The organism is Nakamurella antarctica (assembly GCF_003860405.1).
Lineage (GTDB): Bacteria > Actinomycetota > Actinomycetes > Mycobacteriales > Nakamurellaceae > Nakamurella > Nakamurella antarctica.
Map to the genome: position 1 here is coordinate 2,445,047 of NZ_CP034170.1, position 25,401 is coordinate 2,470,447.

Here is a 25,401-nt window from a genome sequence, read left to right on the forward strand (position 1 = left end):
TGCTCTCCATCACGGGATATCTCTGCCGGTCCAGAAGCGCTGAGGGAACCTGGTCCATGCAATGTGCCTGGGGTCTCAACGTGGTGGGTGCACGCGTGCGCGACACAGTCGCTACTAGACTTTTAGCGCCGCCAGGGCCACGTTCACCACGGTTCGGATCCCGACGGCGATCGCTCGCTCGTCCAGTTCGAACGTCGGCGAGTGCAGGTCTACCTGTTTACTGTGCCCATCCCACACGCCGAGCCGAGCTAGCGCTCCGGGGATGTGATCCAGGTAGACGGCAAAATCCTCCGCACCGGTGGACTGTTCGGTGGTGGTGATAGCCGCCTCACCCAGGCCGGCAGCGATCCCCTCGCGCAACAGTTCGACGGACTCTTCGTCATTGACAACCGGTGGTACGCCGCGGGTGTAGATGAATTCGTGCGTCAGCTTCAGCGGCGCCAACAATTCGGTGGTTAGCTCCGCGAGCAACGGTTCGGCTGCATCCCAGGCCTCGCGTTGCATGATCCTCAGCGTGCCCTTGAGCGAACCGGATTGCGGGATGGCGTTGGCAGCCTTCCCCGCATCGACGGCCCCCCACACCAGCACCGGCGCACTGCGCGGATCCATCCGCCGGGTCAACATTGTGGGCAAGCCGGTGATCAAGACACCCAACCCGAACACCAGGTCGCCCGTCAGGTGCGGTCGGGCGGTGTGGCCACCTGGGCTCGTCAGCCTGATTTCAATCACGTCCGCGGTCGAAGTAATCGGCCCGACCTTGAGCCCTACCTTTCCCACTTCGGTGCGCGGATCACAGTGCAGCGCGAAAATCCTGTCTACACCATTGATTCCGCCGGCCTCTACGACGTCATAGGCGCCGCCCGGCTGGATCTCTTCTGCAGGCTGGAACAGGAACCGCACCCTGCCGGGCAGGTCGGGAGCGCTGTTGAGAGCAAGCGCTGCGCCTAAAACAATGGCGAGGTGCGCGTCGTGACCACAGGCGTGGGACACCCCCTCCACAGTGGACGAGAACCCCAGGCCGGTTGCTTCAGGCAGCGGAAGCGCGTCAACGTCAGCCCGAAGACCCACCGTGCGGTACTCGGAACCAGCAGGGCCGACTTCGGCCATCAGGCCGGTGCCGCCGGGAAAGATCCTGCTGACAATGCCCGCGTCGTCCAGGGTTGAGGCGATGAAGTCGGTGGTGCGGTGCTCCAGATGTGACAACTCGGGGTGCGCGTGGATGTCCCGGCGCCATTCCAACACCGTGGCGAGATTGTCCTGCAAAAACTTGTCGAGCCAGTCTGGGCCGTGCCCGGTGCCCAGGTCTGGGATACCGGCAGGCGGTACGACTGGCCTGTTGTGCGAGTTGTGGGCCGAGGACATGCAGTGGAGTTTAGTTACCGCGGCTCAGTATTTCTGCCAAGACGTGCCCGTGGTGCAGGCCTTGGTCACCGGCGTAGGCGTGTTTGTGATTGGCTTATCCCACTGATCCGGGCCCTCGGCCCACAGCGGCGGAGGTTCCCGGTGGGCGACGACATCAGCTTGAAAGAGTTCTCTCGTGAACAGCGCAAGTTCTACCGCGAAAAGGTTCGCCAGTGTCTTGATGTGTTCGAGCGGATGCTAGTTGAGCACACATTCGAGTTCGACCGCCAGCTCACCGGACTGGAAATAGAACTCAATCTTGTCGACTCTGAGTTCCAACCAGCGATGGCAAATGCGGAGGTATTGGCCAATCTGGCCGACCCGTCCTACCAAACCGAGCTGGGGCAGTACAACATCGAGCTCAACGTCGACCCGCAGGCGATGCCCGGCGACGCTGTGCTCGAGCTGGAAACGAAACTCCGAGCATCGCTGGACCATGCCGAGCTCAAGGCCAACGAAGTCGGCTCCAGCATCATCATGATCGGCATATTGCCGACGCTGCAGCCCGAACACTTCACTACCGAGTGGATGAGCGCGAACCCCCGGTACGCGGCGCTGAACGAGGCCATTTTCAGCGCCCGCCGGGAGGATCTAGAACTATCGATCACCGGAACCAACGAGTCGCTACGAATGGACGCGGACACCATCGCGCCCGAGTCGGCGTGCACTTCGGTCCAGCTGCACCTTCAGGTTTCCCCCGCCGACTTCGCGTCGAACTGGAACGCCGCACAGACCCTGGCAGGTCCACAATTGGCGCTGGGAGCCAACTCTCCATTCCTTTTCGGCAAGAAGCTATGGGCCGAAACCCGCACTGAACTGTTTTTGCAGGCCACCGACACCCGCTCCATTGAGCTTCGCAACCAGGGTGTGCGGCCGGGAGTGTTCTTCGGTGAGCGCTGGATTACGTCCATCTTCGACCTGTTCGAAGAGAACGTCCGTTACTTCTCCCCGCTGCTCCCCGAAACCACAGACGAAGATCCCGAAGCCGTTTTAGCGGCAGGCGGCGTGCCGAAACTGCAGGAGCTTCGGCTGCATAATGGGACGGTCTATCGCTGGAATCGACCCGTCTATGACGTCTACAACGGGCAGCCTCACCTGCGGGTCGAGAACCGCGTATTGCCAGCGGGTCCGACCGTCGCCGACGTGCTCGCCAACGCCGCCTTCTACTACGGCGCAGTCAAGATGCTCGCCGCGGACGAGCGGCCCGTATGGTCCAAAATGAGCTTCGCCGCCGCCGAGTCAAACTTCAACTCCGGTGCCCGCCGCGGTATCGATGCGACCTTCTACTGGCCCGGCTTCGGCGAGGTGCCCTGGGACGAGCTGATCCTGCGTCACCTCCTACCGATTGCTCACGAGGGACTCGAGCGTTGGGGCGTGTCTGCAGCCGTGCGCGACCGTTTCTTGGGGATTGTCGAAGACCGCTGTAAAACCCGCAGCAATGGCGCCTCCTGGCAGGTGCAGACCGTCGAGGCCTTCGAGAGCCGAGGCCTGGGCCGTATCGACGCTCTGAACGCGATGTTGCGCCTGTATGCGGACGGCATGCACTCCAACGAACCTGTTCACACGTGGGAGATCCCGACAGCGAGATAATGCTGCGACGGTTTTGGCACCTGGGGCGATCTCCGCAGGTGCGAACAGGCACGCAGCGGGCATATGTCTGGCGTCGGCTCCTCGCGCAGGTGGCCACCGCCACAAGCACAGTTACATTCACAGTCAGAGCCAGAGCCAGACTCAGGCACGAGCGGTGTTGTTCCCCACTGCACCCGCACTAGCTAATTGTTAGTAACTTTGCCACCATCAAAGCCATGGATGCACTCAGCGAAGAGCTGCCCCTACTGGGCAACACCGCTGTCCCAACCCGGCAGGGATGGGACGCGGCTGCTGCGGCTGTACTACGCAAAGCGGGCAGGCTGGCTGCAGATGCTTCCGATTCGCTGGCTCTTGCAAGCCTTTCTCGCCGAAGCGAAGACGGCATCGTCGTTCCAGCGCTCGGTACCGCCGAATCCGCCGCTGGGCTCCCCGAACTAGGACTGCCAGGCCACGCACCGTTCACCCGTGGCTCTGCTGCACCCCAGTCCGAAGAAACCACCGCCGACGGCTGGGACATCCGCACCTACATCGCCGAATCGGACCCCGCTGCCGCGAACCGGATTGCCCTCTTGGATTTACGGGGCGGCGCGGTTTCGCTCTGGCTTCGCGTGGGCGCAACTGGCACCGATATCGCAGACTTGGCAACGGTTCTCGACGGCGTGTACCTCGACTTCGGCCCGGTGGTGTTTGACTGCGACGACGACGTCGACCCCGTTGCCGTAGCCGTTGCCTTTGACAGCATCCTCACCACGCGCGTGCTAAGAAGCGCTCCGACCAGCAATCTTGGCGCTGATCCGCTTGCTTCCCTCGTCCGGTCAGGTGGAGTCGATCCTGGTTGCGCTGCAACAGCTTCCGCTGCAGTCTCGGCCACCATTGGCGAAGTGGGCGCGATAGCGGCTCGACTCGGAACTCGCGGCGTGGTGGTTGATGCCACGGCTGTCCACGACGCCGGAGCGACCGACGCCCAGGAACTCGGTTATTCGTTGGCCGCCGGCACCCTCTACTTGCGCGCTCTGGTTGATTCTGGCATCGATGTCAACACAGCCGCTTGCCTCATCGAATTCCGTTACGCCGCAACCGATAACCAATTTTTGACGATCGCGAAACTTCGTGCGGCGCGAACACTGTGGCACCGGGTGTGCGAACTTTCCGGAGTAGTCGAATCGGCTCGCGGTCAGTTGCAACACGTGGTGACCTCACGCCCGATGATGACGCGCTACGACCCCTGGGTGAACATTCTGCGCACGACGATTGCAGCCTTCGCCGCCAGTATCGGGGGCGCAGCGGCCATCACGGTGCTGCCCTTTGACGACGCACTGGGTGAGCCGAATACGCTGGCGCGCCGCATTGCTCGCAATACGTCTGCCGTCCTCATCAGCGAATCGCATATTGCCAAGGTCACTGATCCTGCCGGGGGCGCTTATGCGGTCGAGGAGCTCACCGACGCCACCGCCCGCGCTGGGTGGGCCCAGTTCCAGCTGATCGAAGAATCGGACGGCGTCGTCGCGGCGCTCGCCGACGGGTCGTTGGCAGCACGTGTTCACGCCGCGGCAGTAGCGCGTTCCGCGGACATCGCTCGGCGTAAAAGGCCTCTGACCGGCGTCAGCGAGTTTCCGCTGACTGGCGAGCAGCTCCTCGATCGCAACCGGCCGCCAACGTCAGGAACGAAACCGCGTCCCGGCGCTCTCCCTGCCATCCGGTACGCGGAGGAATTCGAAGAAATGCGCGACGCTCCCTGCAGTGGAACACTTTTTCTGGCAACACTGGGCAGTGTCGCCCAGCACACGGCGCGTGCCACGTTTGTTGCCAACCTCTGCGCGGCAGGTGGCATCACCGTGGACGCCGCGGGGACCACCGCTACACCGGCCGACGTGGTCGCCGCGTTCACGCGCAGTGGCGCAGGCGTGGTTGCCGTAACCGGAACAGATGCTGCGTATGTAAATTCCGCCGTCGACGTCATTGCCGGGCTGCGGGCCGCCGGAGCCACATGGATAATCCTGGCCGGCAGGCCCTCTGAGGATCTGGCGCCGCTAGTAGACGATTGGGTTGCCGCCGGCGTAGACGCCCTAGCCTTCCTGCACCGCACTCGCGCCCATTTGCAGGAGACGACATGACGATCCCGAAATCCTTTTCTGGACTGGACTTTTCGACGCCCGGAGCGATAAAGCCACAGTGCGAGCCCAAGGCGACACCGTGGTCATCACCGGAAGGCATTGAAGTTGAGCGCCTCTACACCGCCCGCAGCCTGGACGGCCTGGACGCACTCAACACCTACCCGGGGCTCGCTCCCTTTCTGCGCGGACCCTACCCAACCATGTACACCACCCAACCGTGGACAGTGCGGCAATACGCCGGCTTCTCCACGGCGCAGGCCTCAAACGCGTTCTACCGGCGCAACCTTGCGGCCGGCCAGAAGGGCCTGTCGGTCGCCTTCGATCTCGCTACCCACCGCGGCTACGACTCCGACCACCCACGCGTGGCTGGCGATGTTGGGATGGCGGGGGTGGCCATCGACTCCATCTATGACGCGCGACAACTTTTCGACGGAATCCCCCTCGACGAAATGTCGGTCTCCATGACGATGAACGGCGCGGTATTGCCGGTTCTCGCGCTGTATGTGGTCGCCGCCGAGGAGCAGGGCGTACCGCCGGAAAAGCTGGTCGGCACCATCCAGAACGACATCCTCAAAGAGTTCATGGTCCGTAACACCTACATTTACCCGCCGAAGCAATCGATGCGGATCATCTCGGACATCTTCAGCTACACCGCCGCAAAAATGCCGAAGTTCAACTCGATATCGATCTCCGGCTATCACATCCAGGAAGCCGGGGCCACAGCCGATCTCGAGCTGGCCTACACGCTCGCCGACGGCGTCGAATACCTGCGAGCGGGGTTGGCCACGGGAATGGACGTCGACACCTTCGCCCCGCGCCTGAGTTTCTTCTGGGCAATAGGGATGAACTTCTTCATGGAGGTGGCCAAACTCCGCGCCGCACGGGCCATCTGGTCGAGGTTGGTGAGCGAGTTCGGACCGAAGAATCCGAAATCCTTATCCTTGCGCACACACTCGCAGACCTCGGGCTGGTCGCTGACTGCGCAGGATGTGTATAACAACGTCGTACGAACCTGCGTCGAGGCGATGGCGGCCACCCAAGGCCACACACAATCGTTGCACACCAACGCATTGGACGAAGCCATCGCGTTGCCCACTGACTTCTCGGCGCGGATCGCCCGCAACACGCAACTACTGCTGCAACAAGAGAGCGGTACCACCGACATTATCGATCCGTGGGGCGGCTCGTACTACGTGGAGAAGCTCACGCACGATCTGGCCAACAAGGCGTGGGCCCATATCCAGGAGGTCGAGAAGGCTGGCGGGATGGCCGCCGCGATCGAAGAGGGCATCCCCAAGATGCGGATCGAGGAAGCCGCGGCGCGCACCCAAGCCCGCATCGACTCCGGCACGCAGGCCGTCATCGGGGTGAACACCTTTGTCCTGGAAAGTGAAGAGCCGCTTGATGTTTTGAAGGTTGACAACCGCGCCGTCCTCGAAGCACAAAAGGAGAAGCTGGTGCGGTTGCGCGCCGAACGGGACCCGGAGGCGGTGCAGGCAGCGCTGCAGGCACTCACCGAATCCGCCGCTCGCGGCGGAACCACCACCGGCGGCGATTTGGACGGTAATCTGCTCGCCCTAGCGATCGATGCTGCACGGGCCAAAGCCACTGTCGGCGAGATTTCGGATGCGCTGGAGAAGGTCTACGGCCGTCATACCGCGACGATCCGTACCATCTCCGGTGTGTATCGCAACGAGGTCGGCGCTTCGGCAGCCGTCGATAAAGTGCTCGCGGCTACCGCGGCGTTCGAAGAGCACGAGGGTCGGCGGCCCCGAATCCTGGTAGCAAAAATGGGGCAGGACGGGCACGACCGTGGCCAAAAGGTGATTGTGACCGCATTCGCCGACCTTGGTTTTGATGTCGATGTGGGTCCGTTGTTCTCGACGCCGGAAGAGGTTGCGAAGCAAGCGGTGGACGCCGACGTGCACATCGCCGGCGTTTCTTCGCTGGCTGCAGGACATCTCACGTTGGTCCCCGCCTTGAAACAGGAACTGGCGAAGGCCGGTCGGCCAGACATCATGATTGTGGTCGGCGGCGTCATCCCGCCCGGCGACGTGCCGGAGTTACTGGACATAGGAGCAGCTGCGGTGTTCGGCCCCGGCACGGTGATCCCCGCAGCGGCGCTGGATTTGTTGGAGCGGTTGGCTGCCCAGTTGAACCACTCACCCAGCACATGAAGACGGCCGTATGACGGATGTGCGCTTGCTCGCTGAACAGGTTCTTGCTGGCTCTCGCTCGGCAATGGCGCAGGCGATCACCCTCGTCGAGTCCCGGCGTCCAGACCACCGCGTTGCGGCGCGCGAGCTTCTTGCCGCCTTGGCGCCCGCAGCGGGAAAGTCCTGGCGGGTAGGCATTTCCGGGGTTCCCGGTGTTGGTAAGTCCACCTTTATCGAGTCGCTCGGCACGATGCTGACTGAAGCTGGCCATCGCGTGGGAGTGCTTGCCGTCGACCCGTCCAGCGTCCGCACCGGCGGGAGCGTTCTTGGCGATAAGACTCGGATGGCGCGGCTGGCCGCCAACGATAGCGCCTACATCCGGCCCTCCCCCACCGCGGGCACGCTCGGCGGTGTCGCCAGGGCCACGGCGCAAGCGATCACCGTCTTGGAGGCGGCCGGTTACGACATTGTTTTGGTGGAAACCGTTGGCGTGGGCCAATCGGAGATCACGGTCGCGGGCATGGTCGACACCTTCGTCCTGTTAGCGCTGGCGCGCTCGGGCGATCAGTTGCAGGGCATCAAGAAGGGCGTGCTGGAAATCGCGGACCTGATTGCGGTCAACAAGGCTGATGGCGATCACCTTCGGGAAGCAAAAGCCGCCGCACGGGATTTGAGCAGCGCCTTGCGGTTGGTCCACGGCGGCTCGACCTCCTGGGTGCCACCCGCAATTACCTGTTCGGCGCTCACCGGCGGCGACGTTGACACCGTGTGGCAGCAGGTCACCGCTCACAGGGAAAGCATGGGCGTGGTCGGCCTTGGGGCGAAAAGGTCTCGGCAGCAATGGGCTTTCACCCAAGCGCTGGTCCGCGAGGAATTGCTCGAGCGGCTGCGCAGATCCCCGGGTGTCGCTGCTATTTCCGAAGGCATTGAAGCCGCGGTACTGCGAGGCGAACTACCAGCCATGACGGCTGCGGACCAGATCATCGCCGCCTTCGATGCCCGCGACCGCAAGGAATAGGGGGCGTTCGCACGCGCGCGTCCTCGCTCGCCCTGTTTAATGCACCACAATGGAGCTGTGCCCCCCTCTGAAATGCCTGCGAACCCGGTTCCCGGGCCCGCGCCGACCCGGATGGTCGCGGATCGGTACCGACTGGATCGGGTTCTCGGCAAAGGCTCTATGGGCACCGTGTGGGCCGCTTATGACGAAACTTTGCGTCGCCGCGTCGCGATCAAAGAAATTTACTTTCCTGCTGGCCTCACCGAAGCAGAGGCCCACCTTCTCATCGAACGAACCCTGCGCGAAGCCCGTGCGATTGCGCAGCTCTCGCACCCCAACGTCATCACGCTCTATGACATTTTGACGCTGCCGACAGGGCCGGTGATTGTGATGGAATTACTAGCCGCGCGGTCTCTCGGCGAAGTGTTGAAAGAGGTCGGGCCCCTGTCCGAAGGGCAGGCTGCAACGGTAGGTCTGGCCGTATCTGCCGGGCTACTTGCCGCACACGATGCGGGCATCACGCATCGAGATGTCAAGCCGGGCAACGTGTTGATCGGTGGCGACGGCCGGATCAAGCTCACGGACTTCGGGATCGCCCGCAGCGCCGCCGAGAACGCCATGACGGCAGTGGGTCTACTGCTGGGATCGCCCGCTTACATCGCACCCGAGGTGGCCACCGGCGCGCAGGCTGGGCCTGCTGCGGACGCGTGGGGTCTCGGCGCTCTACTTTTTGCCACGGTCGAAGGTAAGCCGCCATTCGACAAGAGCAATCCGGTTGCCACTTTGATGTCCGTGGTCAATGATCCCATCCCTTCCCCTGAGCGAGCTGGCAACCTGCGGCCCATCATTGAAGGCCTACTCGTCAAAGACCCACAGGCTCGAATGGGCCTCGCCCAAGCGCGAACCTTGCTCACCGCTATTACAAGCGACGCAGTGGACGGGCGTCTGACTTTCCCGCCCATAGCCGGCAGCGCGTCGGCGCGTCCTTCGCAGGGCGCACCTGCAGGATCTTCCCTGCCCCGAGGGCCGCTACCCCCTTCTGCTGCGATGCCCCCGCCCCCGTGGGCGGCAGATGCTGCCGAAAGCCTGGCCGCCCTTCCACCACGAGCAGACACTGGGGAATCTGCAAAATCCGGGATTTCCAGGCCGACTACTTTGACCCCCACGCAGCGCTGGATGCTGATCATCGGTGTGCTGGTAGTGGCTGCGGCACTGGGCTTCTGGGGTGTGCGGCTGTTAGTTGACGCCGTGGCAGGCCGCGCCGGCTGACGCAGCACACTCCTAGTGGCCCCGCAGCACACAAGTCAGACATCGATGCGGCGGCATCGGTTACTAGCCGTAATGGCAAGCTCCATTGCAGGGCGAGATTCTGTGGGGGCCTCCCCAGTAGGCCTCGATCGGGAAAAAATCGCGCCACGGATCAGGAAGAGGTAGCCGCATGAAACTCACTGGCGCACACTACGACCGAGCCGTTGGCGCTCTGCTAGGAAGCGCTGCTGGTGACGCTCTGGGGGCTGGTTACGAATTCACCCACCCACCGCAGGACACCGTCATCGCCATGATCGGGGGCGGCCCCTTCAACTTCGCCCCAGGCGAGTGGACCGACGATACCTCGATGGCCGCAGCGGTGGCTCGGGTGGCAGCCACGGGCGCGGACCTCCGATCCCCAGCGGGGCTGAACGCTGTCGCTGCAGGTTTTAGCGAGTGGTTTGCTCAGGGCCCCAAAGATGTGGGAACCCAAACCCGCGCTGTACTGTCCCACCACGACGCCACCGCCGCCGAAATGACGGCGACAGCAGCCACATTGCGGGGCCGCAAGGGCGGCAACGGATCCTTGATGCGGACGGCTGCTGTCGGCCTTCGCTACCTGCAGGACCCGAAAGGGTGTTTGGAAGCCGCTGCATTGGTCAGCGACTTAACCCATGACGACGAACGGGCGCGGCAGGCGTGTCAGATCTGGTCGTATGCGATCCGACATGCGGTGCTGTACGGCAACTTCGGTGGCGTCCGTGAATCGCTCACACATCTGGGCCAAGAAGCCACCGATTTCTGGACGCCACTGCTTAATGGCGCGGAAACTGGTGTGCCCCAGGACTTCCCGAAGAACGGCTGGGTAGTGCACGCGCTGCAGACGGCGTGGTACGCGATCACGCAGGCTGACCAGAGCGACGCAGGCCATCTTGGGGCCGCACTGGAGTTGGCGATTCGCGCGGGCAACGACACCGACACCACGGCCGCTATTGCCGGCGGCTTGCTCGGTGCACGCTGGGGCGGCTCGGCCGTGCCTGCTCGATGGCGCAGAATGCTTCACGGCTGGCCGGGGCTGGTAGCAAAGGACCTGGCAACGCTCGCGATTGAAACCGTCAATGGCGGCAAAAACCCTGGGGTGTGGCCGAACGTCGATGTGGTCGACTATGCGACAGGAACCACCGCTAGCGGGCCCGTCATGCACCCGCACGACAAAGGTGTGTTTCTCGCGGGCCACGCCGCCGCCCTCTCCGGCGATTATGACGCAGTGGTCAGTGTGTGCCGGATGGGAACCCGGACCCTCGCGCCCGACCATGTGGAGTTCTGGCTGATTGACGCCGGCCCTACCGAAAACGAGAACCTGCAGTTCATCCTCGACGACGCGGCAGCCACCGTTCGCGAACTGCGAGCGGAGGGCAAAACTGTTCTGCTCCATGGTGTTCACGGCACGAGTCGCACCCCCAGCGTCGCCGCTCGCTATTCGATGCTGCTCGGTCAAGAACCCGATGAGGTCTTGAACGTCATGACGTCGTCGCGGCCCGATCCCGCGCTGTGGGCCGCTGCCACCCACCGGCCGGTGAGGGCCTAGTTGTTGCCCGCCCGCGGGCTACTGAGTACGCAACACCATTTCGAAGAGTGTCTCTAGACCGTCTTCGTCGTCCCACTGTTCGCCGACTTCGGCGAAGGCGAATTGCTGAATGAGCGCTCGTGACGCGTGATTTTCCGGGCTGATGCTGGCCCGCACAACGCGCACATCCGGGCTGGAACCGGCTACAGAAAGCAGAATCTCCAGAGCCTGCCTCGCGTAGCCGTTACGACGGTGTTCCGGCGCGATCCGGTAGCCCACTTCAACCATGCCGACCTGATCAGGCGCTCCGTGGAAGCCTGCGGCTCCCACGGCTCCGGATACCCCGGGAACAACGACGAATCGGGTGACCCAGGGAGCGTCCCCGGGCTTATCGGAGAGCTGCATGCTCCTCATCCGCCACAGACCCGCGCATTCCTCGCCAGCGAGGTAAGGAGTCACCAATGGTGGGGGCAGAGCGGCCGCAGCTCTTCCCGACACCAACGCAGTGAGGACCGGTCGGGGTACTGCCACCAGCTCTAGTCGATTTGTCAGCGGCTGGGGGTGCGGCCACGAATCCATGGTGATTCTCATCCAGAGCATTGTGACACTCGGCGGGATCCGTGGGCTGGCACCCGAGGGTCTGCACTGCCAAACCCTCGGGAGTTTATGCTGCCTACATGACATCTCCCTACGAGTTAGCCGTCGAAGCCGCAGCCGCCCTTGCCGCAGCCACCGGCGTGGAGCAACACGACGTCGCGCTGGTCTTGGGCTCCGGTTGGGTACCCGCCGCCGACGTCTTAGGCAGCGCCGACGTGGAGATCGACATCGCCGATCTGCCAGGCTTCACCGCACCCGTGGTGGCTGGCCATGGCGGCAAGCTACGGTCCCTGAAAGTGGGCGACAAACGATTGCTGGTGGTGCTCGGTCGCACCCACTTCTACGAGGGTCGCGGCGTTTCCGCCGTCGTACATGGAGTTCGAACTGCTGCGGCAGCGGGCGCAAAACTGATCATCCTGACCAACGCCGCTGGCGGACTGCGGACCGACATGCGAGTCGGGCAGCCGGTGTTGATTTCTGACCACCTGAACCTGACAGCTACCTCGCCCATTATCGGGCCGACATTCGTTGACCTCACGGATGTTTACTCACCTCGACTGCGCGCGCTCGCCCAACGCATCGACCCCTCCCTGGCTGAAGGTGTGTACGCGCAGTTGCCGGGGCCGCACTACGAAACCCCTGCCGAAATTAGGATGCTCCGGGGCTTCGGTGCGGACTTGGTGGGGATGTCGACGGTGCTGGAGGCAATCGCCGCGCGAGAGGCGGGCGCGGAGGTGATGGGTATTTCCCTCGTGACCAACCTCGCCGCTGGCATGACGGGCCAGGCGCTGAACCACGCCGAGGTGCTTGAGGCGGGCAAGGCGGCCGCTACCTCGATGGGACAGCTTCTCTCTCAGCTCGTGAAACAAGCATGAGTGCAACGGCTTTGGACGGTGACCTGCGTCGCGCCGTAGTTCGTTGGATCGCAGACGACCCCAGTCCCGCAGACGCCGCCGAACTGAAAGGGATTCTCGCCGACGCGATGGCAGGGGATGCGGCAGCGATCGGCGAGCTGACGGACCGGATGTCCGCGCCCCTAGCGTTCGGGACAGCGGGTTTGCGCGGTCCGCTCCGCGCCGGCCCAGCGGGGATGAATCTTGCCGTCGTGCGGAGAGCCGCAGCCGGTATTGCGGCATATTTGCGCAACGTTGGTAGCGCAGGCGAATCCGTCGTCATCGGGTACGACGCGCGGCATCGCAGCGCCGAGTTCGCACATGACGCGGCCGGAGTGCTTGCGGCAGCAGGGTTCCGGGTACTGCTGGCACCCTCTGCGCTGCCTACGCCCCTCACCGCCTTCGGAGTCCGTTCGCTCGGCGCGGTCGCCGGATTGATGGTCACCGCTTCCCACAACCCGCCCAACGACAATGGCCTCAAGGTCTACCTGGCTGGCGGTACCCAATTGGTCTGGCCCGCCGATGTCCAGATCGAAGCGGCCATCGCCGCCGCCCCCGCTGGGGTAGCGATCGACGCGACCGGACAAGCTCAACCCTGGCCGGATTCGCTGATCGGCGACTACCTCGACCGGGCAGCTGCCGTTGCCACCGGAGGAGCAAAATCGCTCCGGATAGCCGCCACCCCCATGCATGGCGTGGGCGGCGAAACGTTAGTGAAAGCGCTTTACCAGGCTGGCTTCTCCGACGTACACATGGTGGCGGAACAGGCGGTACCGGACCCGGACTTCCCCACGGTGGCTTTCCCCAACCCGGAGGAACCCGGGGCTGCGGATCTGCTGCTCGCACTTGCCACGGCGATTGATGCCGACTTGGCGATCGCAAACGACCCAGATGCCGACAGGTGCGCGATCGGCATCAAGGACGTCAACGGCATCTGGCGGATGCTGACCGGCAACGAAACTGGAGCGTTGCTCGGTGACCGAGTGCTTCGAGGGCTCGACCGCGGGGCACACCCGGACCCACTGGTTGCAACTACCATCGTGTCTTCGGCAATGCTCAAATCCATTGCAGCGCAGCATGATGTCCGCTTCGACGAAACCCTCACGGGATTCAAGTGGATCGTGCGAGCTGGCGACGGCGACGGCACCGGACTGGTTTTCGGCTTCGAGGAGGCCTTGGGCCTGTGCGTCGACCCCACCGTGGTTCGCGACAAGGACGGAATTTCTGCTGCCGTCCTTGCTTGTGATCTCGCCGCGACTTTGAAGGCCGGTGGTCGGCACATCACCGACGCCCTCGATGATCTCGCTCGGCAGCACGGCCTGCACGCCACCGATCAGCTCTCGTTCCGAGTGGCGGATCTTTCGCTCATCACCGATGGGATGGCGCGGCTTCGCGGAAACATTCCCATCGAACTTTTGGGTGAGACGGTGCTGACTACAAAGGATTTACTGCCCCAGACCGATGCGGTTGTCTTGCACACTGAGCGCGTTCGCGTCGTCATCAGGCCCTCGGGCACCGAACCCAAATTGAAGTGCTACCTGGAGATCATCACTCCGGTGGGCGTGGACGATGATCTGACGGCGATCCGAGAAGCTTCGGCGGGGCAGCTGACGGCTCTTAAGTCTGAGCTGCGAGAGGTCCTGCAGCTAGGCTGAGGCTTGGCAAGCCTTCGACGCCGTCAGAGCCACGTTCGAGCCCTCCTGCCGACGCGAAATGTTCATCTACTGGACGCGAGATGAACTGTGAACGAAGGCTTTTCGACTTCTCTGGAAAACTGTCTCAGTAGCTGTTTGGCGGCTGTTCCGTCACTGGTGTTCATGCAGAGATCCTGCTGACATCACGCGATCGGCTCCATTACTGACATGAATTTCGGCCCGCGATGACCCCGCCCTCCGATCTGTTAATCAAACAACGACAGCCCGCCTTGGCATCCACCACGACTGGGCCAGTAACTCCAAAGAGGCTTACGCACCGGAGCAAGCGAGACTTTTTTGTGTTCTTGGCCTTCGCGCTACCGAACCTTGCACTGATCGCTGTCTTCACCTACAGACCTCTGTTGAACAACCTCTATTACTCCACGCTCGACTGGACGCTGGGAAGCTCCACCGCAACGTCGATCGGTTTTGACAACTACCGGAAATTCTTTCAGTCGGCTGAAAGCATGGAAACGCTCAAAGTCACCGGAATCTTCACTGTGGCAACGGTTTTTGGCTCCATGGCAATCGGTCTGCTGGTGGCGCTCTCACTCAACAGGAAGGTTCGCGGCCACTCGTTCGCGAGAGCAGCTATCTTTGCCCCGTTCGTACTTTCTGGCGTGGGGGTAGGCCTGATCTGGTTGTTCATTTTCGACCCGACTATCGGGGTCTTGTCGGCGGTATTCCGCGCGTGGGGAAGCGTCAGCCCGCAATGGTTCAACGATCCGAATCTAGCGTTGACGATGATCATCATCGTGTACGTGTGGAAGAACCTCGGGTACGCCGCGGTCATCTATCTTGCTGCGCTGCAATCAATTCCGAAGGATCAGTTGGAAGCAGCGGAACTAGATGGAGCAAACGGGTTTAAAAAGTTTAGGTACATCACTCTTCCGCTGCTGTCCCCCACAACGTTCTTTCTGATGCTCACCACGATCTTGAGTTCACTGCAGGCGTTCGACCTGATTCGGATTATGACTCCCACCGGCAGCGGCACCACCACGTTGATGTACTCCTCCTACTTACAGGCCTTCGCCGGCGCCTACCAGCGCGCTGGGTACTCCGCCGCGATCTCCGTCATCCTTTTCGTCCTGCTCCTGATAATGACCATTTTCCAGCTCCGTTTTCTAGAAAAACGTGTGCACTACGCATGAGCAAAGCCACGCGGGCGCCTCGCCCCCAGAGGAGGGCAGACCGTCCCCTTTCCGCGAGCAATGTCTGGGCCACTGTTCTCGGTGGATACATCCCTCTGATTCTGGCCACATTCGTCATCATCGCGCCGCTGCTCTGGATGGTCTTGTCGTCGTTCAAGCAACCGTCAGAGATCGTCACCACCGATATCGTCGTCTTGCCGGGCTCTTTTGATCCGGCAAACTACATCCAAGCTGCCCATCAGATCCCCTTCCTACGAATGCTGCTGAACAGCACCATCGTCACCGTCATCGGCGCGAGCATCAAGCTATTACTAGCCATATCTACCGCTTATGCCTTGGTTTTCGTGCGGTTTCCCTTCAAGCGCACAATCTTCGTTGCCATCTTGATCGCGTTGATGGTGCCGCCACAGGTGGCGCTGCTGCCGAACTACGTGTTGATCGCCAACTTGGGCGGCCTTAACACCTACTGGGGGATTATCGTGCCGGGTCTCGGCACAGCATTTGGCACATTCCTGCTGCGCCAGCACTTCCTGGCACTTCCCATGTCCGTCATCGAGGCTGCGGAACTCGACGGCGCCGGACATTGGCGCCGCCTCACCAGCGTTGTCATTCCCATCTCGATGCCCACCATCGCCACCGTGGCGCTGGTTTCGATCGTCAACGAATGGAACGACTATATTTGGCCGCTTATCATCACGACCGACTCCTCCATGATGACCCTTCCAGTGGGGTTGACCATGCTGCGGAACAGCGAAAGTGGCGCCGATTCCTACGGCGTGCTGATGGCCGGCGCTGTCATGGTCATTCTTCCCGTCCTTATCGTCTTCGCCGCGTTGCAGCGCTACATAGTCGCTGGGCTCACCCAAGGCGCCAACACGGGCTAATTGGAAAACGTTGTATGCACTACAACGCATCTCGCTCACATCCACGTCCAGAGAAGGAATCCACATGTCATTCGTCAACCCGCTAAACGGCCGAACCAGCGATGGCTTACACCTGCCCGCCGCATTGGACCGACGACGATTCTTGCAGTTATCCGGCTTGGGCCTGTCGGCCGCGGCGCTAGCTGCCTGCGGCGGCCCGGCCACCGTAACCCAGAGCGGCTCCACCGCCGCTGGCGTCAGCGGATCAGCAGGAAGCGCGGCGTCCTCCGGCATCGACTACTCAGGCGTCAAGCCCGCTTCCGAGATCACCTGGTGGTCCAACCACCCCGGCAAGTCCGAGGACGTCGAGAAGGCCCTCATCGAGAAGTTCCACCAATCTCAAAAAGATATCAAGGTCACCCTCGTCACGGCAGGGGCGAACTACGAGGAAGTGGCACAGAAGTTCCAGACGGCGCAGGTGGGCGGCGAACTACCGAACCTGGTGGTGTTCTCGGACGTCTGGTGGTTCCGCTATTTCCTCGCCGACACCATTGCGCCGCTGGACCCCCTGATCAAGCAACTCGAGATCGATACCTCCGACTACCGAGACTCGTTGATCACCGACTACCAGTACAACGGACAGCAGTGGGCGCTCCCATTCGCACGGTCCACCCCCTTGTTCTACTTCAACAAGGCGCACTTCGCCGCCGCCGGTCTTGGTGACAAAGCCCCAGCAACCTGGGATGAATTCAGCGAATGGGTTCCGAAGTTGCAGGGCGCCGGCCTCGGTACCCAAAGCGTCTACCAGCATCCAGCACTCGCCGGGTATGCCGGTTGGAGCTTCCAGAACAACCTGTGGGGACAGGGCGGCGGCTGGAGTAGCGAGTGGGACATCACGGCCGACTCGAAACAGTCTGTCGCCGCTATGCAGTGGCTGCAAGACTCGGTTTACCGGGGCAAGTGGGCCGGTGTTTCCAGCAACGACGCTATCGACGATTTGGCGGCTGGCGCGGTCAGCGCCACCATCGCCTCCACCGGATCTCTTGTCGGAGCTATTAAGGCAGCAAAATTCGATATCGGCGTAGGCTTCTTGCCCGGCGGACCGACCGAGAAGTCGCCTGTTTGCCCTACCGGCGGGGCTGGAATCGGCATTCCCAAGAAGAACACGCCGGAGCAACAGCTGGCAGCGGCGACGTTCCTCAAATTCCTCACGTTGCCTGAGAACACCGCAAGTTTCTCTGCTGCAACGGGTTACATGCCGGTGCGTAAGAGTGCGGATATGAAGCTGGTTGTCCAGAAGACGCCGCAGATCCAAGTTGCGATCGACCAGCTCGCCGTCACCCGCTCGCAGGACTACGCACGCACATTCCTGCCGGGCGCGGACATCGAGATGGCCAACACCTGCGGCAAGATTCTGACCCAGCAGGGCGACGTTGCCACCGAGCTGGCTGCTCTCAAGGTCAAGCTCACGGACATCTACACCTCGGACGTGAAGCCCAAACTGTAGGAAGCAAGTCGAGCCACAACTGCCGCGGTGTCTGGCCTTTCGGTCCGGCGCCGCGGCATACTTTTACCCGAGGACCCTCAGGTCGTAGAAGTGAGCGCGTAGCTGGTGTCGCCCGAAGTCAACGTCAAGACCGAGCCGTCGAGGCTCCATGTCGGGGAAGCACCCAAGAATTGGAGCCAGGCGGTTTCAGCCTCCGAGATGCCCTCGCAGTACATCTCTGTCGATATCAACCCGCCCATGTTCAGTGAGCCTCCCGCGGTCGACTGTTCTTCGGTGGCGGAAATGATATTGCAACTGGCGTTTGTCAGGATCGCAACGGCAAAGCTCAGGCTGATCAGTGCTACCGGCTCGGTGCCCGGGATCGGAGTCGTAAACGAAAGCCCCTGCAGCACCGGGTCAATGGTGGCCGAGACGGCCTTACCCGAGACGCCCGTCGCAGACACCGTGGGAGCCACCGGCGCAGTCGCGGACGTCATCACAGGACTAGATTGGCTTCCATCGGGCTGAGCGCTCGCGCTGGCACCCGGAACGGCGCTGCCACTCGCATCGGCTACGAATATCAGTTCTGTGCCATTCCCCGTGACGGACAGTGTCTCGTCATTGATGACGTAATCGACGGTCCCGTCGAAAACAGTGATCAGAATTTTTTCCATTTCGCCGCGCACGCCCTCGCAGAACATCATGGTCCCGATTACGGCCGATATTGTCATGGACGCCTCAGTGGCCTCGACGTCTCCGCCCACCGAGTTGCATTGTGCGTCAAAGGCAATGCGTCCGCCGTTGATCGTGATCGTCGGGTCCACTCCAGCCGGAACGCCTGTGGGCACGCCAGCGCTGAGGATGGTAGTCAGCCTCCACCGTGTGCTCGTCAGCGTTGGACTCGGAGCTTCTGGGGCCGTGATGGCAGAAGAAGCTTCAGGCTGTGCGGCCGTCCTCGCCATCGTGATGACGCTCCGGCCTGACGTCAGTGTCAGAGTGTCGCCCACCAATGCCCACGTTGGGGTCGAGGCGAAGAAGGCGGCCAGCCAGGTGTCTTGTTCGAGCAGCGCTGGCTCGCAACCGATCAGGGTCTGCGTCATTTGCGGGGCAGATATCTTGCCGTCGACCAGATTCACCGACCCCGACGTAGTGTTACAACCAGCGCTGATCGCGATGCGGCCGGAGTCGAAGGAAACGGCGATTGACGACCCGGGCACCATGTCGTGGCCAAGGACGGCGGTTGATACAAACTCATATCCTGCCGGGTCAGACCCAGCCTCCGGCGCCGCACCCACCGGACTGCTGGCCTTTGACGCACAAGCAGAGACGATGACCGTAGTTGCCGCCAGAATCGCTACCGCTTTCAGTGACCGCAACACGGTTACGTCCTCCTTCGTGAGATCTGCGCGAGGGCGCGCGCATCAGTGCGCGCCACCCGTTCTATGTCAGACGCAGAGAACACCTGAAACGGTTGCAGGAGGCGACTAAACAGCGCCAAACTGGCGATCGCCCGCATCGCCCAAGCCCGGCACGATATACCCCGAATCGTTGAGACGCTCGTCGATACTTGCTGTCACCACCCGGATCCCGAGGTTGGCAGCCGCCAGCGTCGCCAACCCTTCGGGCGCCGCAAGAGCGCAGATCGCGGTCACATCGGTGGCGCCGCGGGCAAGGAGCAATTTGATGGTGTGCACCATCGAGCCGCCGGTGGCGAGCATCGGGTCAAGGACGAAAACTGGCCGCCCAGCAAGTGATTCGGGCAACGACACCATGTAGGGCGTCGGCAGCAGTGTCTCCTCATCCCGCGCGATTCCGACGAAACCCATCTGTGATTCCGGGATCAGCGCATGCGCTTGGTCGGCCATTCCCAGGCCCGCCCGGAGCACCGGCACCAACAAAGGCGGATTCGAGAGCCGGATGGCATTCGTCTTGGCCACCGGCGTGTGGATCGGCACCCGCTCCACGGACAGACCGCGGGTTGCTTCGTAAATCAGCATCAGTGTCAGCTCGCGAAGCGCCGCGCGGAAAGCCGCATTGTCGGTGCGGGCATCCCGCATTGTAGATAGCCTGGCCTGCGCCAACGGGTGGTCCACCAGCACCAATGGGAGGTTCGACGGCACTTCGTGCGGGGCAGGCATCAGCGGGACTCCAGATGTGTAGGTGGCGGGCTCCTCAAACCGTATCGGGCCGCGCGCCTTGGCACTACCGTGCGCGTCCCCCGCGCCGAGACAACCAGACGGACCACCTACCGTAAGTTCTTATGACCACCACCGACATTTCGTCCCAGTCCCCTGCAGTCGTTCCCTACGGCGCTTGGCCGTCCCCGATCAGCGCCGCCGACCTAGCTGCCAACTCCCATCCGGTGAGCGGTGGAGCCTTTGTGGCTCAGGAGATCTGGTTCACCGAATTGCGACCGATGGAAGGCGGCCGGCAGGCGATTCGGCGCGTCGACGCCCACGGTTTTGTCAGTGACGTGCTGCCGGCCCCGTGGAATGCACGAAGCCGGGTGCATGAGTACGGCGGAACCTCGTGGACGCCCTACGGCGACCACATGATTTTCGCCGAGTTCACCGACCAGCGCCTGTACCGCCTCGATCCGTCGTCAGGAGAACCGCCGGTCGCACTCACCCCCGCCGACACTGGGTTTCGCTTCTGCGATTTCCACGTGCGTGGCGGCGAGCTGATCGCCGTCCGGGAAACGCATTCTGATGCTGGCCTGAGCAGGGATATCTGCGCCGTCCCGCTGGACGGCAGCGCGGCGAGGGACCCTGCGGGGATCCGCAGCATTGTCAGCGGTTCACATTTCCTGGCCTACCCCCGTTACTCACCGGACGGATCCAAGCTTGCCTGGATCAGTTGGGAACACCCCCAGATGCCCTGGGATGGAACCGAACTCCGCGTCGGGGACATTGATCCTGACGGTGCAGTCTCGACGTGGCGAAGTGTGATCGGCTCGACCACCGAATCGGTGCTGCAACCGCACTGGACCACCAACGATGAACTGATGGTGCTCAGCGACCGCACCGGATTTTGGAACCTCTACTCGGTCGCCGATGCCCCCGGCGGTTCGGTTCAGCCGTTATGCGCGAAGGATGTCGACTTCGCGGCTCCACTCTGGCAACTGGGCCGCACCTTCTTTCTGCCACTGGATGACCGGCGGGTGTTGACGGTGCGAACCCACGGCACTGACAGGATGGGCATCCTCGACCTGAACTCGGGCGACCTGGTCGATGTGGCGCCGGAGCTCACCTCTGTGAACCTGGGAGGCATTGGTCGCACCGATGGCACGGGGGCCGGCGAACTGTTGCTGGTGGGTGGCAGCGGCGGGCTCGCCTCGGGCCTTCGGAAACTTGATCTGGCCACGGGCGCTTTGACGGATGTGCGGCTCGCCGTCGACGCACTACCCGACCCCGAACTACTGCCGCTGCCCGAGGCGCCCACATTCATCAGCAAGGAAACCGGCCGCGACGTGCACACCTTCCTCTACCCCCCGCGTAACCCAATGCATGTGGGGCCGCATGACGAACTCCCGCCGTATGTCGCATTCGTGCACGGCGGCCCGACCGGTCACGTCAGCGGTTCCCTCAGCGTGCTCTACGCCTATTTCACCAGCCGCGGCATCGGCGTTATCGACGTCAACTATGGCGGTTCGAGCGGATACGGCCGTGAGTACCGCAACCGGCTGCGCGGCCAGTGGGGCGTCGTTGACGTCCAGGACGTCGTGACCGCTGTTGTGGGGCTCGCAGACGCGGGGCTGGCGGACCGCAATCGGCTGGCTATCGAAGGTGGATCCGCTGGCGGCTGGACCGTGTTGGCCGCGCTCACCAGTTCGAATGTGTTCGCCTGCGGCGCGAGCTATTACGGCGTCGCCGAGTTGGCGGAGTTCGTCAAGGAAACCCACGACTTTGAATCGCGGTACGTCGATGGTCTAGTTGGACCCTGGCCGGAGGCCGCCGCTCTGTATGCCGAGCGCGCGCCACTGAACCACGTGGACAACCTCGCGTGCCCCGTCTTGCTGCTCCAGGGGCTTGACGACCCGATCGTGCCACCGGCGGGGGCCGAGCGCTTCCGAGACGCGATGGTAGGCAAGGGTATTCCCCACGCCTATCTTGCCTTCGAAGGAGAATCACACGGGTTCCGGCGGGCTGAAACGATTATCGCGGCGCGGGAAGCTGAGCTGTCGTTCTACGGCCAAACCATGGGATTCACCCCGCCGGGCGTCCCCGTTCTGCCGCTGCACAGCGGCCCGAGCGCGGACAGCGCACTCTAGGATGAAGCCCATGACCACAGCCCACGTCTCACCGGCGCTGCCCTCCCACCTGGCTGACGCCCGGGTCGATGAAGCCTCGCTCAAGCGGTTTCTGCGCGGCCTGCCGGGGGTGGATCCCGTTGGCCTCGAACAACGCTCCGCCGGGCTGGCTACCCGGTCCATCAAGAAGGGCGCCAAGAAGCAGGCCATCGATCTCGCTATCTCGATGGTGGACCTCACCACGTTGGAGGGCGCCGACACCGCTGGCAAGGTGCGCTCTCTCGCGGCGAAGGCGCGACGACCCGACCCCGATAACCCCGACACCCCGACTGTTGCAGCGGTCTGCGTCTACCCCGACATGGTGGCCACGGCCGCTGCCGAATTGGCCGGCACAAGTATTGGAATTGCCTCGGTAGCAACGGCTTTCCCGTCTGGCCGGTCAAGCCTGGCGATCAAGATCGCCGACACCCAGCTCGCGCTCGATTCCGGCGCCACCGAGATCGACATGGTGATCGATCGCGGCGCCTTTCTCAGCGGGAACGTGGGCAAGGTCTTCGACGAAATCGTTGCCATCAAGGGGGTCTGCGGTTCCACCAGGCTCAAGGTGATCCTCGAAATTGGCGAGCTTGGCACCTACGACAACGTCCGTCAAGCGTCATGGCTTGCGCTGCTCGCGGGTGGCGACTTCATCAAAACCTCCACAGGCAAAATCAGCCCTGCGGCCACGCTACCGGTGACACAGGTGATGCTGCAGGCGGTTCGGGACTGGAGGGACCAAACCGGCGAGTACCGCGCAGTCAAACCCGCTGGCGGCATCCGCACTACTAAAGACGCAATTAAGTACCTGGTGATGGTGAACGAAATCGCTGGCCCCGAATGGCTTGATTCGCACCTCTTCCGGTTCGGCGCCTCCTCACTGCTCAACGATCTGTTGATGCAGCGACGCACCCAGACAGACGGCCACTACTCGGGCCCCAACTACGTAACGGTGGACTGATACCTGTGACCACAGCATCTGCAGCGCAACCGCTTCAGTGGGACTACGCCCCCGCTCCGGAGTCGGCGGCCATTGGCCGCATCAAGCCCCGGTACCAGCCGTACATTAACGGGCACTTCGTTGATGGGGGTGGCGTCGACGATGTCACCATCAACCCGGGCACCGAGGAGGCGCTCGCCACCGTCAGCCAGTGCGATGACGCTAACGTCGACGCCGCGGTCAAGGCGGCCCGGACGGGCTACGACAAGTACTGGTCGAAGCTCTCCGGCGCCGAACGCGGCAAATACCTCTTCCGCATTGCGCGGGCCATCGCCGAGCGGTCCCGCGAGTTGGCGGTGGTCGAAACGCTCGACAACGGCAAACCCATCAAGGAATCTCGCGATGTAGACGTGCCGACCGCAGCGGCGCACTTCTTCTACCACGCAGGCTGGGCCGACAAGTTACAGCACGCGGGCCTCGGCGCCCACCCCCAGCCGCTAGGTGTCGCGGGCCAGGTGATCCCCTGGAACTTCCCGCTGCTCATGGCTGCGTGGAAGATAGCCCCGGCCCTCGCCGCAGGCAACACCGTGGTAATCAAACCCGCTGAGACAACGCCGTTGTCGCTGCTGGTACTAGCCGAGATCTTTGCCGAAGCGGACCTGCCGCCGGGGGTTGTCAACATCCTCACCGGAGCCGGCGATGTGGGCAGCGCTCTCGTCAACCACCCAGGCGTGGACAAGGTGGCGTTCACCGGCTCCACCAATGTGGGTAAAAAGATCCAAGCCAGCCTCGCCGGTACCGGCCGCAAGCTGACCTTGGAACTCGGGGGCAAGGCGGCCAATATCGTCTTCGACGACGCCCCGATCGACCAGGCCGTGGAAGGCATCGTCAACGGAATCTTCTTCAACCAGGGGCACGTCTGCTGCGCGGGATCCCGACTCCTGGTCCAGGAGTCGATCGCCGAAGAGGTGCTGGCCAAATTGAAGGACAGAATCGGCACCCTGCGCCTAGGTAACCCGATGGATAAGAACACCGACATCGGCGCCATCAACTCCGCCGCACAGCTGGCGCGCATCACCGCCCTGGCCGACACCGGCGAAGGCGAGGGCGCAACCCGATGGACGAGTTCGTGCGCCATTCCCGACCGGGGCTTCTACTTCCCTCCGACCATCTTCAGCAACGTCTCACAGTCGATGCGGATCTCGCGCGAGGAAATTTTTGGGCCCGTCCTTTCCGTCCTCACCTTCCGAACGCCAGACGAGGCAATCGCCAAGGCCAACAACACCCCCTACGGCCTCTCCGCTGGTGTCTGGACCGAGAAAGGTTCGCGCATCCTGGGAATGGCCGGGGCGCTCAAGGCGGGCGTCGTCTGGGCCAATACCTTTAACCGCTTTGATCCCACCGCGGCCTTCGGTGGGTACAAGGAATCCGGATTCGGACGTGAGGGCGGACTGTCCGGCCTTGCTGCTTACCTACGCCCCGAACTGGAGGCCTAACCATGAGCGATCGCATCGATGTTGCCAAGACGTACAAACTGTTCGTCGGGGGCGCGTTCCCGCGCTCGGAATCCGGACGCACCTATCAAGTCACGGATTCGAGCGGCAAGTTTCTCGCCAACGCGGCGCAGGCCTCCCGCAAGGATGGTCGCGACGCAGTAGCCGCCGCCCGCAAGGGTTTTGGTGGCTGGGCCAGCGCTACGGCCTACAACCGCGGGCAGGTGGTGTACCGGGTGGCCGAGATGTTGGAGGGCCGCCGAGCCCAGTTCGCCGCGCTCCTGCACGACACCGAGGGCACAGAAGAATCCGCGGCCAAGAACACGGTTGACGCCGCTGTCGACCGTTTGGTGCACTTCGCCGGCTGGACGGACAAAATTGCGGCAGTCTTCGGCAGCTCCAATCCTGTTGCTGGGCCGTACTTCTCATTCTCCACCCCGGAGCCCACTGGCGTGGTCGCGGCCCTCGCACCGCAAAACGACAGCTTGCTGGGGCTTGTCTCGGTGATCGCGCCCATCATCTGTTCGGGCAATTCCGTGGTGCTGATTGCCTCGGAGACCCGCCCGCTGCCTGCCATCACGTTGGCGGAAGTCTTTGCCACCTCAGACCTGCCCGGTGGCGTAGTCAACATCCTGACCGGCTCGCCCGCAGAGATCATGCCCTGGCTGGCATCTCACGCCGACGTGAACGCCCTCGACCTAACGGGCGCCACCGGAGACCAGCGGATTGAGTGGGAGGCCGCAGCTGCGGGCACCGTCAAACGCGTCTATTCGCCCACTGGAACCGACTTCTCTGCGGCTCCGGGAACGGGGCGGATGCGCGCGTTCCTCGAAACGAAAACGGTATGGCACCCCACCGGAGCCGTGTCGCTCTCCGGCGGCGGCAGCTACTGAGCGGAAAACCTTGATCAGGTCGAGATCTGCTGC

The 25,401-nt window shown here is 62.9% G+C and carries 19 protein-coding genes; 15 read left to right on the forward strand and 4 right to left on the reverse strand.

Going from position 1 to position 25,401, the window contains the following annotated elements; genetic code table 11:
* Nucleotides 1-114: 114 nt before the first annotated feature.
* Nucleotides 115-1,362 carry an amidohydrolase gene (locus EH165_RS10870; RefSeq protein ID WP_124799466.1) on the reverse strand — a complete coding sequence of 416 codons (1,248 nt, stop codon included), beginning with the start codon at nt 1,360-1,362 and terminating at the stop codon, nt 115-117.
* A 141-nt stretch (nt 1,363-1,503) separates the two neighbouring features.
* Here EH165_RS10870 and EH165_RS10875 point away from each other — a divergent pair, with 141 nt between their 5' ends.
* The 6 genes from EH165_RS10875 to EH165_RS10900 all read left to right on the forward strand — a co-directional run bounded on the left by EH165_RS10875 (nt 1,504) and on the right by EH165_RS10900 (nt 11,094).
* Nucleotides 1,504-2,991, forward strand: a complete 1,488-nt coding sequence (locus EH165_RS10875) for a glutamate-cysteine ligase family protein (protein ID WP_124799467.1) — start codon at nt 1,504-1,506, stop codon at nt 2,989-2,991.
* 215 nt (nt 2,992-3,206) lie between these two features.
* Complete coding sequence (locus EH165_RS10880; protein WP_124799468.1) at nt 3,207-5,105, forward strand: methylmalonyl-CoA mutase family protein; 1,899 nt, start codon at nt 3,207-3,209, stop codon at nt 5,103-5,105.
* Nucleotides 5,102-7,282 (forward strand): methylmalonyl-CoA mutase, encoded by a 2,181-nt coding sequence (scpA, locus tag EH165_RS10885; RefSeq protein WP_124799469.1) that lies wholly within the window; start codon nt 5,102-5,104, stop codon nt 7,280-7,282. The genes EH165_RS10880 and scpA overlap by 4 nt, the downstream gene beginning before the upstream one ends.
* A 10-nt stretch (nt 7,283-7,292) precedes the next feature.
* Nucleotides 7,293-8,279, forward strand: a complete 987-nt coding sequence (gene meaB, locus EH165_RS10890) for a methylmalonyl Co-A mutase-associated GTPase MeaB (protein WP_124799470.1) — start codon at nt 7,293-7,295, stop codon at nt 8,277-8,279.
* A gap of 57 nt (nt 8,280-8,336) precedes the next feature.
* Nucleotides 8,337-9,527 carry a serine/threonine-protein kinase gene (locus EH165_RS10895; protein ID WP_206425924.1) on the forward strand — a complete coding sequence of 397 codons (1,191 nt, stop codon included), beginning with the start codon at nt 8,337-8,339 and terminating at the stop codon, nt 9,525-9,527.
* 169 nt (nt 9,528-9,696) lie between these two features.
* A complete protein-coding gene (locus EH165_RS10900) occupies nt 9,697-11,094 on the forward strand; it encodes an ADP-ribosylglycohydrolase family protein (RefSeq protein ID WP_124799471.1) in 1,398 nt (465 codons plus the stop codon).
* An 18-nt stretch (nt 11,095-11,112) separates the two neighbouring features.
* Here EH165_RS10900 and EH165_RS10905 read toward each other — a convergent pair whose 3' ends face one another.
* Nucleotides 11,113-11,664, reverse strand: a complete 552-nt coding sequence (locus EH165_RS10905; RefSeq protein ID WP_206425926.1) for a GNAT family N-acetyltransferase — start codon at nt 11,662-11,664, stop codon at nt 11,113-11,115.
* A gap of 86 nt (nt 11,665-11,750) precedes the next feature.
* On the opposite strand from EH165_RS10905, the gene EH165_RS10910 reads away from it, so the two are divergent.
* The 5 genes from EH165_RS10910 to EH165_RS10930 all read left to right on the forward strand — a co-directional run bounded on the left by EH165_RS10910 (nt 11,751) and on the right by EH165_RS10930 (nt 17,778).
* Nucleotides 11,751-12,545, forward strand: coding sequence for a purine-nucleoside phosphorylase (locus EH165_RS10910; protein WP_124799472.1), 795 nt, complete (start codon nt 11,751-11,753; stop codon nt 12,543-12,545).
* Nucleotides 12,542-14,218, forward strand: coding sequence for a phospho-sugar mutase (locus EH165_RS10915; protein ID WP_124799473.1), 1,677 nt, complete (start codon nt 12,542-12,544; stop codon nt 14,216-14,218). Before EH165_RS10910 ends, EH165_RS10915 begins: the two co-directional genes overlap by 4 nt.
* A gap of 224 nt (nt 14,219-14,442) precedes the next feature.
* Entirely contained in the window at nt 14,443-15,408 is a 966-nt protein-coding gene (locus EH165_RS10920; protein ID WP_124799474.1) for a carbohydrate ABC transporter permease, read from the forward strand.
* Complete coding sequence (locus EH165_RS10925; RefSeq protein WP_124799475.1) at nt 15,405-16,292, forward strand: carbohydrate ABC transporter permease; 888 nt, start codon at nt 15,405-15,407, stop codon at nt 16,290-16,292. Before EH165_RS10920 ends, EH165_RS10925 begins: the two co-directional genes overlap by 4 nt.
* A gap of 112 nt (nt 16,293-16,404) precedes the next feature.
* Nucleotides 16,405-17,778 carry an ABC transporter substrate-binding protein gene (locus EH165_RS10930; RefSeq protein ID WP_124800474.1) on the forward strand — a complete coding sequence of 458 codons (1,374 nt, stop codon included), beginning with the start codon at nt 16,405-16,407 and terminating at the stop codon, nt 17,776-17,778.
* Nucleotides 17,779-17,855: 77 nt separating this feature from the next.
* Here EH165_RS10930 and EH165_RS10935 read toward each other — a convergent pair whose 3' ends face one another.
* On the reverse strand, nt 17,856-19,136 hold the full coding sequence (locus tag EH165_RS10935; RefSeq protein ID WP_124799476.1) for an META domain-containing protein: 1,281 nt from the start codon (nt 19,134-19,136) through the stop codon (nt 17,856-17,858).
* Between the two features lie 105 nt (nt 19,137-19,241).
* On the reverse strand, nt 19,242-19,895 hold the full coding sequence (gene upp / locus EH165_RS10940; RefSeq protein ID WP_124799477.1) for a uracil phosphoribosyltransferase: 654 nt from the start codon (nt 19,893-19,895) through the stop codon (nt 19,242-19,244).
* 122 nt (nt 19,896-20,017) lie between these two features.
* On the opposite strand from upp, the gene EH165_RS10945 reads away from it, so the two are divergent.
* The 4 genes from EH165_RS10945 to EH165_RS10960 are packed head-to-tail and all read left to right on the forward strand — an operon-like array spanning nt 20,018 to nt 25,368.
* Nucleotides 20,018-22,027 (forward strand): prolyl oligopeptidase family serine peptidase, encoded by a 2,010-nt coding sequence (locus EH165_RS10945; protein ID WP_124799478.1) that lies wholly within the window; start codon nt 20,018-20,020, stop codon nt 22,025-22,027.
* Nucleotides 22,028-22,037: 10 nt separating this feature from the next.
* Nucleotides 22,038-23,003, forward strand: coding sequence for a deoxyribose-phosphate aldolase (gene deoC, locus EH165_RS10950; protein ID WP_239020543.1), 966 nt, complete (start codon nt 22,038-22,040; stop codon nt 23,001-23,003).
* A gap of 5 nt (nt 23,004-23,008) precedes the next feature.
* Entirely contained in the window at nt 23,009-24,478 is a 1,470-nt protein-coding gene (locus EH165_RS10955) for an aldehyde dehydrogenase family protein (protein WP_124799480.1), read from the forward strand.
* A 2-nt stretch (nt 24,479-24,480) separates the two neighbouring features.
* Complete coding sequence (locus EH165_RS10960) at nt 24,481-25,368, forward strand: aldehyde dehydrogenase family protein (RefSeq protein ID WP_124799481.1); 888 nt, start codon at nt 24,481-24,483, stop codon at nt 25,366-25,368.
* The last annotated feature ends 33 nt before the right edge of the window (nt 25,369-25,401 follow it).

Bases quoted from the DNA above. Each gene is read 5' to 3' on its own strand.
- EH165_RS10880 (WP_124799468.1), top strand. From the start codon at position 3,207: ATGGATGCACTCAGCGAAGAGCTGCCCCTACTGGGCAACACCGCTGTC.
- EH165_RS10905 (WP_206425926.1), bottom strand. From the start codon at position 11,664: ATGAGAATCACCATGGATTCGTGGCCGCACCCCCAGCCGCTGACAAAT.
- EH165_RS10870 (WP_124799466.1), bottom strand. From the start codon at position 1,362: ATGTCCTCGGCCCACAACTCGCACAACAGGCCAGTCGTACCGCCTGCC.
- EH165_RS10900 (WP_124799471.1), top strand. From the start codon at position 9,697: ATGAAACTCACTGGCGCACACTACGACCGAGCCGTTGGCGCTCTGCTA.
- EH165_RS10915 (WP_124799473.1), top strand. From the start codon at position 12,542: ATGAGTGCAACGGCTTTGGACGGTGACCTGCGTCGCGCCGTAGTTCGT.
- meaB (WP_124799470.1), top strand. From the start codon at position 7,293: ATGACGGATGTGCGCTTGCTCGCTGAACAGGTTCTTGCTGGCTCTCGC.
- EH165_RS10945 (WP_124799478.1), top strand. From the start codon at position 20,018: ATGACCACCACCGACATTTCGTCCCAGTCCCCTGCAGTCGTTCCCTAC.
- EH165_RS10925 (WP_124799475.1), top strand. From the start codon at position 15,405: ATGAGCAAAGCCACGCGGGCGCCTCGCCCCCAGAGGAGGGCAGACCGT.
- EH165_RS10960 (WP_124799481.1), top strand. From the start codon at position 24,481: ATGAGCGATCGCATCGATGTTGCCAAGACGTACAAACTGTTCGTCGGG.
- EH165_RS10920 (WP_124799474.1), top strand. From the start codon at position 14,443: ATGACCCCGCCCTCCGATCTGTTAATCAAACAACGACAGCCCGCCTTG.
- upp (WP_124799477.1), bottom strand. From the start codon at position 19,895: ATGCCTGCCCCGCACGAAGTGCCGTCGAACCTCCCATTGGTGCTGGTG.
- scpA (WP_124799469.1), top strand. From the start codon at position 5,102: ATGACGATCCCGAAATCCTTTTCTGGACTGGACTTTTCGACGCCCGGA.
- deoC (WP_239020543.1), top strand. From the start codon at position 22,038: ATGACCACAGCCCACGTCTCACCGGCGCTGCCCTCCCACCTGGCTGAC.
- EH165_RS10910 (WP_124799472.1), top strand. From the start codon at position 11,751: ATGACATCTCCCTACGAGTTAGCCGTCGAAGCCGCAGCCGCCCTTGCC.